The 13,593-nt window shown below is 58.8% G+C and carries 13 protein-coding genes; 4 read left to right on the plus strand and 9 right to left on the minus strand.

The window, feature by feature from the left end; all coding sequences use genetic code 11:
* Window positions 1-7: 7 nt before the first annotated feature.
* Complete coding sequence (gene zapD / locus F3I21_RS15110) at window positions 8-751, minus strand: cell division protein ZapD (protein WP_058759493.1); 744 nt, start codon at window positions 749-751, stop codon at window positions 8-10.
* Window positions 752-755: 4 nt separating this feature from the next.
* Window positions 756-1,364 carry a dephospho-CoA kinase gene (gene coaE, locus F3I21_RS15115; protein WP_058780442.1) on the minus strand — a complete coding sequence of 203 codons (609 nt, stop codon included), beginning with the start codon at window positions 1,362-1,364 and terminating at the stop codon, window positions 756-758.
* Between the two features lie 207 nt (window positions 1,365-1,571).
* Here coaE and F3I21_RS15120 point away from each other — a divergent pair, with 207 nt between their 5' ends.
* Complete coding sequence (locus tag F3I21_RS15120) at window positions 1,572-2,612, plus strand: GMP reductase (protein WP_021507548.1); 1,041 nt, start codon at window positions 1,572-1,574, stop codon at window positions 2,610-2,612.
* A 30-nt stretch (window positions 2,613-2,642) separates the two neighbouring features.
* Here the strand turns inward: F3I21_RS15120 and hofC are convergent, their stop codons facing one another.
* From hofC to nadC, 4 genes are all read right to left on the minus strand, one after another.
* Window positions 2,643-3,842 (minus strand): protein transport protein HofC, encoded by a 1,200-nt coding sequence (gene hofC, locus F3I21_RS15125; RefSeq protein ID WP_150059252.1) that lies wholly within the window; start codon window positions 3,840-3,842, stop codon window positions 2,643-2,645.
* Entirely contained in the window at window positions 3,835-5,223 is a 1,389-nt protein-coding gene (gene gspE, locus F3I21_RS15130; RefSeq protein ID WP_150059253.1) for a type II secretion system protein GspE, read from the minus strand. The genes hofC and gspE overlap by 8 nt, the downstream gene beginning before the upstream one ends.
* Window positions 5,216-5,665 carry a prepilin peptidase-dependent pilin gene (gene ppdD / locus F3I21_RS15135; RefSeq protein WP_021507545.1) on the minus strand — a complete coding sequence of 150 codons (450 nt, stop codon included), beginning with the start codon at window positions 5,663-5,665 and terminating at the stop codon, window positions 5,216-5,218. Before ppdD ends, gspE begins: the two co-directional genes overlap by 8 nt.
* A gap of 176 nt (window positions 5,666-5,841) precedes the next feature.
* A complete protein-coding gene (gene nadC / locus F3I21_RS15140; protein WP_150059254.1) occupies window positions 5,842-6,738 on the minus strand; it encodes a carboxylating nicotinate-nucleotide diphosphorylase in 897 nt (298 codons plus the stop codon).
* A 182-nt stretch (window positions 6,739-6,920) separates the two neighbouring features.
* Between nadC and ampD the strand changes: the two genes are divergently transcribed.
* Both ampD and ampE read left to right on the plus strand, forming a co-directional pair.
* Window positions 6,921-7,472 carry a 1,6-anhydro-N-acetylmuramyl-L-alanine amidase AmpD gene (ampD, locus tag F3I21_RS15145; RefSeq protein WP_010618114.1) on the plus strand — a complete coding sequence of 184 codons (552 nt, stop codon included), beginning with the start codon at window positions 6,921-6,923 and terminating at the stop codon, window positions 7,470-7,472.
* Between the two features lie 16 nt (window positions 7,473-7,488).
* Window positions 7,489-8,343 carry a beta-lactamase regulator AmpE gene (gene ampE / locus F3I21_RS15150; protein WP_031279700.1) on the plus strand — a complete coding sequence of 285 codons (855 nt, stop codon included), beginning with the start codon at window positions 7,489-7,491 and terminating at the stop codon, window positions 8,341-8,343.
* Here ampE and F3I21_RS15155 read toward each other — a convergent pair.
* The 3 genes from F3I21_RS15155 to aroP all read right to left on the minus strand — a co-directional run bounded on the left by F3I21_RS15155 (window position 8,325) and on the right by aroP (window position 12,191).
* Window positions 8,325-9,278 carry a family 43 glycosylhydrolase gene (locus F3I21_RS15155; protein ID WP_150059255.1) on the minus strand — a complete coding sequence of 318 codons (954 nt, stop codon included), beginning with the start codon at window positions 9,276-9,278 and terminating at the stop codon, window positions 8,325-8,327. The two genes, ampE and F3I21_RS15155, sit on opposite strands and share 19 nt — an antisense overlap.
* The gene (locus F3I21_RS15160) at window positions 9,275-10,681 is read right to left on the minus strand and encodes a glycoside-pentoside-hexuronide (GPH):cation symporter (protein ID WP_058780448.1); all 1,407 of its coding nucleotides are present in this window, start codon (window positions 10,679-10,681) and stop codon (window positions 9,275-9,277) included. The genes F3I21_RS15155 and F3I21_RS15160 overlap by 4 nt, the downstream gene beginning before the upstream one ends.
* Window positions 10,682-10,835: 154 nt before the next feature.
* Entirely contained in the window at window positions 10,836-12,191 is a 1,356-nt protein-coding gene (gene aroP, locus F3I21_RS15165) for an aromatic amino acid transporter AroP (protein ID WP_058759500.1), read from the minus strand.
* Window positions 12,192-12,703: 512 nt separating this feature from the next.
* Here aroP and pdhR point away from each other — a divergent pair.
* Window positions 12,704-13,468 (plus strand): pyruvate dehydrogenase complex transcriptional repressor PdhR, encoded by a 765-nt coding sequence (gene pdhR, locus F3I21_RS15170; RefSeq protein WP_021507539.1) that lies wholly within the window; start codon window positions 12,704-12,706, stop codon window positions 13,466-13,468.
* Window positions 13,469-13,593: the final 125 nt, after the last annotated feature.

Raw genomic sequence — 13,593 nt, forward strand, 5'->3', positions numbered from 1 at the left:
ACATCCTCTAACAACAGGCTAATTCAAAATTCAGTCGCGCCGGCACTTCACCGCGTTCGCTATCGAGCGGTAAAAAGCGGATGGCATAGCGGCTTTTATGACCAGAGACCTGCGGATAGAGCGCATCTTCCAGCGTCAGTTGCAGGCGCAGCAGGTCGGACCCTTCGGCGTTATCCTGATAAAAGCCGTTGAGGCTGGTCTGATGGCGAAACACGCCCGACTGACGAATCAGGTTGAGGATCATCGTCAGGCTGTTGCGCAGCGGATCGAGCGAGGCCAGCCAGCTATTCACCAGGGTATCGCGCAGCGCCTGTGGCTGGTGCAGCCAGATGTGTAAACCCGGCAGATCAAAACTGCAGCAGCCGCCGGGAATGCTCAGGCGCTGACGTACGGAGGCAATCAACCGGTCTTCGCGCAGCTGCTGGCCCATGCGCGGCGCAGCCATCAGCTCGCTGGATTGCTGCTTCAGCTGTTCGCGTAGCTGGCTGACAGTGTGTTCATCGACACCCGGCACATCCAGCCAGGCACGCAGTTTTTGCTGCTGACGCTCCAGCTCTTTTAACAGCTCGGTGCGCATATCGCCGCGTTCGAAGATATCCAGCAGGTCGCCAATAATACGAAATACACCCAGTGCGGCAACCGAGCTGTTGACCGGCAGCGTTTCGTGCAGCTGGTTAATCAAAAACTCCACGCGCAGCCAGGTGCGCATTTTCTCATTCAATGGGTGTTCAAACAGAACCACTGTGCTCATGATATTAATCCCGTCCGGTTGCTGCCAGGCGTAAATAGCGCTGGTGAAGTTCAGCAACGCGCGGCAAAGCCTGTTCCGGCGTGCCGCTGTTATCAATGATGTCATCCGCGCAGGCTAAACGCTGCTGACGGCTGGCCTGCGCGGCAAGAATCCGTTGCGCCTGGCTGAGAGAGATACCATCACGCTGGCGGGTGCGCTGCAGCTGCGTGGCCTCGTCGACATCTACGACTAATACCCGATCAGCCTGATGCTGCAGACCATTTTCTACCAGCAGCGGCACTACCCACATGACGTAAGGCGAAGTCGCCTGCGCCTTCAGCTGCTGGGTACGGGCGTTAATCAGCGGATGCAGCAGTTGATTGAGCCAGTTTTTCTCTTGCGGCTGCTGGAAAATAATTTCCCGCAAACGCGCGCGATAAAGCGTGCCTTCTGCGGTCAGAATCGATTCTCCGTGGCGTTTCACAATCGCATTGAGCGCAGGTGTGCCCGGTTCAACCACCTCGCGGGCAATCACATCGGCATCAATGATGTCGACGTTCAGCGCGGCAAAAGCGTTAGCAATGGTGCTTTTACCACTACCAATGCCGCCGGTCAGTGCAACGGTAAAAGGCATAGCGTTCTCTCAACATTTTCTCATCTGCCGCAGCGTGATGAGAGCCCGATCACAATCGGTTTTCTCAGCTAAATTTAACGGATTGTAGCTTAAATAAAGTGAAATTCGCAGTCTTGTCGCGGAACGAATGGCGCGTATGATAACGACACTGGAGCCGTGAGCGCTACCCGAACTGCGGTTCGTCGTCACTAACCAGGACACTCTGCTATGCGTATCGAAGAAGATGTAAAACTGGGCTTTAAAGATGTATTGATCCGCCCGAAACGCTCCACGCTGAAAAGCCGTTCCGAGGTTGAGCTGGAACGTACGTTCACCTTCAAACATTCAGGCCTCGCCTGGTCCGGCGTTCCGGTGATTGCCGCCAACATGGATACCGTCGGCACCTTTACCATGGCCGAAGCGCTGGCTGGCTTTAACGTGCTGACCGCCGTTCACAAGCACTACAGTGTTGAAGCGTGGCAGACCTTTATCCAGCGCGTACCGGCCACGGTGCTCAGTCACGTGATGGTCTCCACCGGGACCTCAGAAGCAGATTTCACAAAGTTAAGCGCGATCCTCGCGCTGTCGCCCCAACTCAATTTTATCTGTATTGATGTGGCAAACGGCTACTCCGAGCACTTTGTTGCCTTCCTGCAGCGCGCGCGGGAAAGCTTCCCGGGGAAAACCATTTGTGCCGGGAATGTGGTGACCGGTGAAATGGTCGAGGAGCTGATTCTGTCCGGTGCCGACATTGTGAAGGTGGGAATCGGTCCGGGTTCGGTCTGCACCACACGCGTCAAAACCGGCGTTGGCTACCCGCAACTCTCTGCGGTGATTGAGTGTGCTGATGCGGCGCACGGCCTCGGCGGGCAGATTGTCAGTGACGGCGGTTGCGCCGTGCCGGGCGATATCGCCAAGGCGTTCGGCGGCGGCGCTGACTTCGTGATGCTCGGCGGCATGCTGGCGGCGCACGATGAGTGCGAAGGCACTCTTGTTGAAGAGCAGGGCGAGCAGTTCATGCTGTTCTACGGCATGAGCTCCGAATCCGCGATGAAACGTCATGTGGGCGGTGTGGCGGGCTACCGCGCCGCAGAAGGTAAAACCGTTCGTCTGCCGCTGCGTGGACCGGTCGCGGAGACGGTGAAAGATATCCTCGGCGGACTGCGTTCGGCCTGTACTTACGTCGGCGCAGAGCGCCTGAAAGAGCTGACCAAACGCACGACCTTTATTCGTGTGGCAGAACAGGAAAACCGCGTCTTTAACCGCTGATGTGCCGCAACGGGCGCCGCGTGCGCCCGTTTAACGTATGGCGTCTCCCAGACCAAATACCGGCAGATACATGGCAATCACCAGCGTGCCGACAATGCCGCCAATCACCACCATCATTAATGGCTCCAGCGAAGCGGCGAGGCTGTCTGCGCGCGTCAGCGTTTGCGCTTCGTGCCACTCCGCCAGCCGCGCCAGCATCACATCCAGCGCACCGGCCTCTTCACCGACGCGGATCAGCTGAGCGCACAGCGGCGTAAACAGCGGATGTCCCTGTAGCGCCTGGTGCAGCGGCGCGCCAGCGGCAATATGCTGCTGTAACGCCACGACGGCATCGCGCCACAGTCGCGCGGCCAGTGTCACTTCCACCGCCTGCAGGCTTTGCAGCAGCGTCAGCCCGGCCTGCTGCGTCAGTTGCAGAATCGCGTAGATCTGGCTGAGCTGACCGCCGCGCCACAACGGGGCCAGCAGCGGAAGCCGCAGCAGCCACTGCTGGCTGCGCTTTTGCCACGCAACGGATCGTCGATAGGTCAGACGCGCCAGCCACCCGGACGCCACACCGCACAACAGCAGCGGCAGCGCCGCCTGCTGCAACAGTGCCGACAGCGCCATCACGCCGGCGGTAAAGGCCGGCAGCGGTGCGTCAAAGCTGGCGTACACCGCAACAAATTCCGGCAGTACAAACAGCAGCATCCCGGCGCTGACCGCCAGCGCTACCAGCAGGATGAACAGCGGATAGCGCAACGCTTTCACCACTTTCTGGCGCAGAAACTGTTGCCTGCTCTGCTGTAGTGCCAGCTGGCGGCAACATTCGTCCAGTTGCCCGGTCAGCTCACCTACCTGCATCAGTGCCGGAAACAGCGGCGGGAAGATATCCGGCCAGGCGCGCAGCGCCTGTGAAAACGGCTCACCGGCCATGACCCGCTGTTGCAGAAGGCTCAGCAGCACGCGCCAGCCTGCATGAGGATGGCCGCTGGCCAGCAATGTCAGACTCTCCGCCAGCGGCAGCCCGGCTTTCAGCAACGTCGCCAGCTGGCGCATCAGGTCAATTTTCTGCTGCCACTTCCAGTCGCGCGCGCGCCAGCACTTGCCGCGTTGCCAGCTCACCACCAGCATGCCGCGATCGCCCAGTTGGCCGAGCAGGGCATCCTGCGTGGGCTGCAGCGACTCGCCCTCCTGCAGCAGGCCCATACTGTCCAGTGCCTGCCAGTGAAACTGGTAGCGATTAGCCATTGCCAAGGCCCACCACGCGCTGCATCTCCTCGAAAGAGGTGTCGCCGCGGCTGACCGCCTCCAGCCCGGCGGTCAGCAGCGTTTTCATTCCCTGCTCCGCGGCCAGCGTCAGCAGGTGCTCCAGCGGCATATCAGCCGAGATAGCGTTCTGCAACCTGCTGCTCATCGGCAGGATTTCAAACAGCGCCAGGCGGCCGTAATAACCCGAGAAGCAGTGATCGCAGCCGGGCGCACGCCAGGTTTGCAGCGTGCCGGGCCACATGTCGCCGGGCAGATGGGCAATTGCCTGGCCCGGCTGACGACAGTGCACGCACAAACGGCGCACCAGCCGCTGCGCCACCACCAGCTGTAACGCTGGGCCAAGCAGATAGCCGGGAATGTCCATCTGCCGTAAGCGGGTCAGGGTTTCGGCCGTCGAGTTGGTGTGCAAGGTTGAGAGCACCAGATGTCCGGTCTGCGCCGCTTTTACGGCGATGCTGGCGGTTTCAGCATCACGGATTTCGCCGATCATAATGACGTCCGGATCCTGCCGCAGCAGCGCGCGCAGGACGCGGTTAAAGTCGAGACCGCTCCGTGGCTGTACCTGCGTCTGGTTAATCCCCTGTAGCGGAATTTCCAGCGGGTCCTCCACGCTGCAGACGTTTTTCTCCGGCACGTTGAGGGCGCTCAGGCTGCTGTACAGCGTAAAGGTTTTGCCGCTGCCGGTTGGGCCGGTGACCAGAATCAGCCCCTGCGGTTTGGCCAGCGCGTTTTTCAGCAGGCGCAGCTGTGGCACCGGCATGCCCAGCTTATCGAGCGCAATGGCGCTGTTTTCGCTTTGCAGCAGGCGTACCACCGCTTTTTCGCCCTGGCTGACCGGCAGGGTCGACAGGCGGAACGCCGCCGGTTTGTCATCCATCTCCAGACTGAACTGGCCATCCTGCGGCAGCCGACGCTCCGCGATATCCAGACCGCCGAGGATTTTCAACCGTGCCAGCACGGCGGCGGGTGGGGCATCCGGTAACTGCGGCAGCGGATGCAGCACGCCGTCAATCCGCAGCCGTACGCGCAGCCCGTGACGCTGCGGTTCAAAGTGCACATCGGAGGCGCGTCGCTGTATGGCCTGGCGCAGAATCTGATCCACAGCGTGAATAGCGGACTCGGCGCTGGCCTGTTCGCGCGGTGCCGCACGGCTTTCTGGCTGGTGCAGCAGCTGCTCCAGCCGTGCGGCGGGCCAGCACTCGACCTCAACTGCACACTGGCTGGCAAACTGCAGCGCCTCTAACAACAACGGGTCTGGCGCGTCCGCGACCGCCACGCGCAAGTGCGTGGCGTCATGGTGCAATATCACGGCCTGATAGCGGGCACACAGTGCCTGCAGGGTGCTATCCGGCTTATCCATTGTTTTCTTCCTTGTCGGCAAAGCGGAACTGCTCAAGGCAGCTGTCGCGCAGGCTGGCATTGTCGCTGGTGCAGCTGCGTTGCCAGCTGAGTGCGCCTTCCGCCGCATTCCATATCGGCAACATTGCAACGGTTAACCCCGTCAGGCTCTCCTGGCCGGTCAGCGTAATGGCACCATTCACCACGCTCAGGTTCGCCACATAGCGTGAGCCTTTAGCGGCGGGAATACCGCGCTCGCCGGCCTGACACTGCGCCGGTCCGCCGCGCTCAATGGCGCACAGCTCCACGGCAGTTTTATAGGGCACCATGGTTTGCAGCATGTCGGTCAGCGCGGCACGTTGCAGATAATTTTGGTAAGCGGGCAGGCCAATGGCGCTGAGGATGGCGACGATACCGATGACAATCATCAGCTCGATCAGGGTAAAACCGCGTTGTTTATCCATAATGAGGCTCCTTGTTGTGGAGCCGCAACGGTAAAAAAGGGCGGGGAAAAGCGGAAGGGGGCGCGTTTCAATCCCGGAAAGGGGCGCGCAGACAATGTAGCGCGTTACAGGCGAAGCCACATGATGATGGAAGCCGGCTCGCAATTTGCCGCCAGCACCGGCGGCATGGCCTTACGTCAGACTTCGCGAAAACGCATCGACAGATCGAGCGCCTGCACGTGCTTAGTCAGCGCGCCCACCGAGACATAATCCACTCCGGTGGCGGCGATCTGCGGCAGCGTCGTCTCCGTCACGTTGCCGGACACCTCCAGCAGCGCGCGCTTCGCCGTCAGCGTAACCGCCTGCTGCATCATCGCCAGCGTGAAGTTATCAAGCATGATGATGTCGGCACCGGCCGCCAGCGCCAGCTGCAGTTCGCTGAGACTTTCCACTTCCACCTCGACCGGCACATCCGGGTGCAGCCACAGGGCTTTCTCCACCGCTTTACTGACAGAACCGCTGGCAATAATGTGGTTTTCTTTGATCAGGAAAGCGTCGGACAGGCCCAGGCGATGATTCTGCCCGCCGCCGCACAGCACCGCATACTTGAGCGCGGTGCGCAGCCCGGGCAGGGTTTTGCGCGTATCCAGCAGCTGGGTATTGCTGCCAGACAAGAGCGCCACATAGCGGTTCACGGCTGTCGCCACGCCGGAGAGCGTCTGCACAAAGTTTAACGCGGTGCGTTCTGCGGTCAGCAGCAATCTTGCCGGTCCCTTTAATTCAAACAGCAGCTGATCGGCCACCAGCGGTTGGCCGTCTTCGACGTGCCAGGTAATGGAAACGTTATTGCCCAGCTGGATAAACACTTCTTCCACCCAGCGTTTACCACAGAAAACACCGGCATCGCGGGTGATAACGCGCGCTTCAGCCTGCGCCGCCTGCGGCAACAGCTGGGCAGTGATGTCGCGGTCAGCGTCAACCTCACCGCCTAAATCCTCCTGAAGCGCGCGCGCCACGGTTTCCGGGATATCCAGCTGAATACGTTTAAGCAATTCCTGACGACGATGTTCGGGATTATAACGACGCGACACCATGATTTTGCGGCTCCACCCTGCGGATTACGTGCGCTCACCTTAGCCTGATTTTGCAGCTATTGCCAGACACGCCAGGCGAAATGTTTAGTATCCTTAACTTACTGATGCCATAACGCATTAAGTCACAAGCAGCGAGGTGGAATCATGGTATTCTCAGCCAGATTTTGTTCAGGATAACAGGCATGAAACTGGAACACGGCTGGATCACGAGCGCACGCAAGGTGCCGTCGCCGCACTTCAATGCGCGGCCGGATAACGAAGCGCCGTCGCTGCTGATCATTCATAACATCAGTCTGCCGCCGGGCGAATTTGGCGGTCCGTGGATTGACCGGCTGTTCACCGGTACGCTACCGGCTGATGCGCATCCCTATTTTGCGGATATCGCCCAGTTACGCGTGGCGGCGCACTGTCTGATCCGCCGTGACGGTGAGCTGGTACAGTATGTTTCCTTTGACCAGCGCGCCTGGCATGCCGGCATTTCGCAGTTTGCCGGACGGGAAAACTGCAACGATTTTTCTATGGGCATTGAGCTGGAAGGCACTGACACGCTGCCCTACACCGATGCCCAGTACGCTACGCTGCAGCAGGTTACCCGCCTGCTGATGCAGCATTATCCGCTGACGCCGCAGCGTATCACCGGTCACAGCGATGTTGCGCCGGAACGCAAGACCGATCCCGGTCCGGCATTTGACTGGATACGCTATAAACAGGCTATCGGGCAGGAGCACCCCTGACACCGCAGGAGCAGGTATGACGTTGTTTAGTTTGTTGTTAGTTTTGGGTTGGGAACGCCTTTTTAAATTAGGTGAACACTGGCAGCTGGATCATCGGCTTGAGCCGCTGTTTCGCGGTCGCCAGCGCTTCTCGTTGCTGCGTACGCTGCTGATGACCGTGATCGCCATGCTGCTGGTCTGGCTGGTGGTGTGGAGCCTGAAGGGCATTCTGTTTGGCGTGGCGCAGCTGCTGTTCTGGATTGTGGTCGGTTTGCTGTGCATTGGTGCCGGCTCGGTGCGGCTGCATTATCATCAGTATCTTAAAGCGGCGAGCCACGATGATGAAGCGGCCCATCAGGCGATGGCGGCAGAGCTGACGCTGATTCACGGCGTGCCGGTTGACTGTAGCGAGCGCGAATTTCTGCAGGCGCTGCAAAACGCGCTGATCTGGATTAATTTCCGCTTCTATCTTGCGCCGCTGTTCTGGTTTGTGGTCGGTGGCCCTTACGGGCCAGTGTTGCTGGTGGGGTATGCGTTTCTGCGTGCCTGGCAAAGCTGGCTCGCAAAACACCGTTCCCCGCTGGAACGCGCACAGTCCGGCATCGATCGCATTCTGCACGTGCTGGACTGGATTCCGGTGCGGCTGGCCGGTGTGGCTTATGCGCTGCTCGGCCACGGCGAGCGTGCGCTGCCGGCATGGTTTGCCGCGCTCAGCGATGTGCATCGTCCACAGTATCAGGTGCTGACCAGCCTGGCGCAGTTCTCGCTGGCGCGCGATCCGCATCTGGATAAAGTGGAAACGCCACGGGTCGCCGTGGCGCTGGCCAAACGCGTTTCGCTGGTACTGGTCGTGGTAGTGGCGCTGCTGACTATCTACGGCACGTTAGTGTGATCGGCAGGCGGCACGCCGAAATCCGGTGTGCCGTCTTCGCGCCAGGCAAAATATTTAAGCCGCGTATGGCGGTTGGGATCCCACAGCGGATCGCCCTCAATTTCGGTGTAATTCCGTGCGTGATACACCAGCACATCCCGTCCTGCTTCATCCACGGTAAAACTGTTATGCCCCGGACCGTACTGGTGATTATCCCAGCTGGTGGCAAATACCGGCCGCGCCGATTTATGCCATGCGCTGATGTCGAGCGGATCGGCCTGCGCGTCAATACTCAGTATGCCGAGGCAGTAATTTTCATCCGTGGCGCTGGCTGAGTAGGTGACAAACAGCCGCTCGCCATGACGAATCACCGCCGGTCCCTCATTAACGCTAAAGCCGGCACACTCCCACTCATACTCCGGCCGGCTGAGCATCAGCGGCTGGGTTTTCAGCGTCCACGGATTCAGTAATTCCGTCAGATAAAGGTTGGAGTTACCGGGAATGGCCGGATCTTTTTGCGCCCACAGATACCAGTTTTTACCCTGATGTACGAAGTGGGTGGCGTCGAGGGCGAAGGTATCGAGGTGGGTTTGCACGCGGCGGCACGGCTGCCAGTGACCGCTGAGTGGATCGGCATCATCACATACCAGCGCGTACATACGGTGCTGAAACAGCCCCTCTTTGATTTCGCGGGACGGCGCGGCGGCAAAGTAAATCACCCACTGGCCATTGATCACGTGCAGTTCCGGTGCCCAGATCAGGGCGCTGCAGGGACCGCTGTCCGGTTTACGCCACACAGTTGTGGCCGGGGCGGTAATCAGGCCGTTAAGCGTGCTGGCATAGCGCAGCTCCAGTCGATCGTACTCGGGCACCGAAGCGATAAAGTAGTAGCCATCGCCGTGGCGCAAAATAAACGGATCGGCACGTTGCGTAATAAACGGGTTAGGCCAGCTCATTTAATTTCTCCTGGTTGTGAGGTTGCGCGGCGAACGGGGGCAGACAGGTCATGGAAGTTGGCGCGACGCAGGGCGAGATCCTGCTGGATGGTGCGCATCAGCGCGCGGTCCACTTTCAGCAGGCGCACCACGCCGGCGGTGATCAGATAGCCGACGCCGGGGATCAGGGTAAACAGCAGCACAATGCCGTTAAGCGCGCTGGCAGACTGCTGCTTCGCCGCTGCGTCATAGCCATACATCGACAATAAAAACCCGACCATGGCACCCGCTACCGCCAGTCCGACCTTGAGGAAAAACAGGTTGCCGGAGAAGCTGATCCCGGTGATGCGTTTACCGGTTTTCCATTCGCCGTAGTCATCGACATCAGCCATCAGCGACCAGTGCAGCGGCGACGGAATTTGGTGCAGGATGTTCAGCAGGAAATAAGCGATCACCACGGTGACGGTGGCGTGTGGATCGATCCAGTAAAAGCCGCTGGAGAACAGCGCCAGCGCAATGTTGGTCCAGAAAAACACCTTCAGCTTGCACCAGCGATCGGTGAGGACTTTCGCCAGTGTGCTGCCCAGCATCATGCCGATGACGCCCAGGCTGATAAACAGCGTCGCAAAGTGCGTCGACTGGCCCATCACCCAGGTGACGTAATACATGGTGGCGGCCATGCGAATAAAACCGGGACAGACATTACAGAACGTCAGCAGCAGAATGCGCACCCACTGATCGTTCTTCCATACATCGCGCAAATCTTTTTTCAGATCATCGTTGCTCGGTACCGCCGGACGAATACGCTCGCGCACCGTGGCAAAACAGAACAGAAACATCACCAGGCCAATCAGCGCCAGCACGCTCATCGCCAGCTGATAGCCGCGCGCTTTGTTGTCGCCGCCAAACCACTCGGCCATCGGCAGCAGCGACAGCGAGAGGATCAGCGTGGCGATGCCCACCATGACAAAGCGGTATGACTGGCAGGAGACGCGTTCACCGGGATCGTTGGTGATGACGCCGCCCAGCGAGCAGTAAGGAATATTGATGGCGGTGTAGGTCAGCGACATCAGGAAATAGGTGACAAATGCCCAGATCACCTTGTTTTCATAACTCCAGTCCGGGGTGGTAAACATCAGCACGCTGAACAGCACGTAGGGCAGCGATATCCACAGCAGCCACGGGCGAAAGCGTCCCCAGCGGCTCTGCGTGCGGTCGGCAATCGCGCCCATTATCGGGTCGGTCACCGCATCCAGCACCCGTACCGACAGCAACAGCGTGCCGACCAGCGCCGGAGCAAGGCCAAATACGTCGGTGTAGAAGTAGTTGAGAAACAGCATGATGGCACCGCCGATCATGTTGCATCCGGCGTCACCCATGCCGTATCCCAGTTTTTCTCTGAACGAGAGGGCTGCTCCTTTCATCAGTCGTCTCCTGCGACAAGTGGAGCAAAAATTATCAGCGTTAAATCAGTAACCTGGTGGGGAACAATCGGTCAGGATGATGGACAAAATACGCGGGCAGGGAAAAGTGTGAAGCGGATCGGCCCGGCAGCAGCGTGCCGGGCCCGGTGAAGCATCAGGCTTTCTGTACCCGATTTTTAACGGTATAACCCACGGCCAGCACCAGCAGCCACACCGGAATCAGCCACACTGAAATCGCCATGCCCGGCGTCATCAGCATGATCACCAGAATGGCCGCCAGGAACAGCAGGCAGATCCAGTTACCCAGCGGATACAGCACCGCCCTGAAACGGGTGGTCACGCCCTGCTGGTCTTTTTTCTTGCGGAATTTCAGGTGCGCGAGGCTGATCATCGCCCAGTTGATGACCAGCGCGGAGACCACCAGCGACATCAGCAGGCCGAAGGCTTCGCCCGGCATCAGATAGTTAATCAACACGCACAGCGCAGTGGCTACCGCCGAGACCAGAATGGTCGCCACCGGCACACCACGACGATCCACTTTCAGCAGCGCTTTTGGCGCGTTGCCCTGCTGCGCGAGGCCGAACAGCATGCGGCTATTACAGTAAACGCAGCTGTTATACACCGACAGCGCGGCGGTCAGGATCACCACGTTGAGCGCATTCGCCACCAGCGCATCGCCCAGTTCGTGGAAGATCAGTACAAACGGGCTGGTCTCTTCAGTGACGCGCGTCCATGGCAGCAGGGAGAGCAACACCGCCAGCGAGCCGATGTAGAAAATCAGGATACGCCACAGCACCTGGTTGGTGGCTTTAGGGATGCTTTCTTGTGGATTGTCGGCTTCTGCGGCGGTGATACCCACCAGTTCAAGGCCGCCGAAGGAGAACATGATGATCGCCATCATCATCACCAGCCCGCTGACGCCGTGCGGCAGGAAACCGCCCTGGTTCCACAGGTTGCTGACGCTGGCCTGTGGGCCGCCGTTGCCGCTAAACAGCAGCCAGCCGCCAAACAGGATCATACCGATGACCGCCACCACTTTGATAATCGCGAACCAGAACTCCATCTCACCGAACACTTTGACGTTGGTCAGGTTGATGGCGTTGATCACCACAAAGAAGATAGCCGCAGTGGCCCAGGTGGGGAATTCCGGCCACCAGAACTGAATATATTTGCCGACGGCGGTGAGTTCAGCCATCGCCACCAGCACATACAGCACCCAGTAGTTCCAGCCGGAGGCAAAGCCGGCAAAGTTGCCCCAGTATTTATAGGCGAAGTGGCTAAAGCTGCCGGCCACCGGCTCTTCCACCACCATTTCACCGAGCTGGCGCATGATCAGGAAGGCAATAAAACCGGCGATGGCATAGCCGAGAATCACGGCCGGACCGGCCGATTTAATCACTGATGCGCTGCCCAGAAACAGACCGGTACCGACGGCACCGCCCAGCGCAATCAGCTGAATATGGCGATTTTTCAGGCCGCGATGCAGCGTTTCGCCATGCTGTTGTTCCATACAAACCTCATGATGTTGTTATTGTGCACCTGCAGTGCGCGCACTGTAAGGCTGTTCTATCTGTGTACGTTTTTCTTTACGGTATCCGGCGGGCTGTGTGCAAGCCTGAGCTACCCTGGCGACCAGAATAGTGATAAGCGCGCCGCTTTGCACCTGCTTTTGCTTTTTGTGCTGAGAGATGGCTGAAAAAGCAGCAGCATCCTCTGCGCTTCCCTTGCGCTATTTCTGCCATGAATAAGGCTTAAACACGAATAGCATTCGCTTATGGCTACGCAGCCTGATGCGCGCTAATGCAGTGTAAGATTTGGTAAAAGTGAAATCTGTTAACATTTGCCGCGCTGAGACGCTTTTCTGCCAGATCCCGGTAAGTTAGCGCACGGTAACCGGTGTCTGCGGTGAAAGTGTGCGGGGGGCCATATAGACACAAGGTGAATACTTTGTTACTTTACGGGCACCATTTTTCAATTGGTATTACCAATTTACTCCGGACGTTTGGCTCATAAGAAGGGATGATGGCCTACAGTAAAATTCGCCAACCCAAGCTCTCCGATGCAATCGAGCAGCAGCTGGAATCCCTGATTATGGAAGGGACGCTCCAGCCGGGTGAAAAACTGCTTCCCGAGCGTGAACTGGCCAAACAGTTTGATGTCTCACGTCCATCGCTGCGCGAAGCGATCCAGAGTCTGGAAGCCAAAGGCCTGCTGCTGCGCCGTCAGGGTGGTGGCACCTTCGTACAGCAGAACCTCTGGCAAAGCCTGAGCGACCCGCTGGTCGGCCTGCTTGCTGAACATCCTGAATCCCAGTTTGACCTGCTGGAAACCCGCCACGCGCTGGAAGGCGTTGCGGCCTACTACGCTGCGCTGCGCGGCACCGATGAAGACCTGCAGCGTATTCGCGACTGTCACGTCAACATCCAGCAGGCGCAGGACAGCGGCGATTTAGATGCTGAGGCCGATGCGGTCATGAAGTATCAGATCGCTGTCACAGAAGCCGCCCATAATGTGGTGCTGCTGCACTTGCTGCGTTCGATGGGCCCTATGCTGGAACAGAACGTCCGTCAGAATTTCGAATTGCTCTACGCTCGCCGCGAAATGCTGGCGAAAGTGAGCGGTCACCGCGCCAGTATCTTTGAGGCGATTGTGGCTCGTGAGCCAGAACAAGCACGCGAGGCATCCCATCGTCACCTGGCGTTCATTGAGGAAATCTTGCTGGACAGAAGTCGGGAGCAGAGCCGTCGTGAACGCTCCCTGCGTCGTTTACAGCAACGTAAGGAATAACGCACGGCAATGAACGTGCGACATAAACGACGGGCCTGTCTTCTTGTGCTGTGAATCAGAAGCAAAGCACAAGCAGACAGGCTCCTGATAATTCAACGTATTAGACACAGATAAGGAATACACCC

Origin of the sequence: Pantoea sp. B_9 (assembly GCF_008632015.1) — a bacterium.
Taxonomy (GTDB): Bacteria; Pseudomonadota; Gammaproteobacteria; order Enterobacterales; family Enterobacteriaceae; genus Pantoea; species Pantoea dispersa.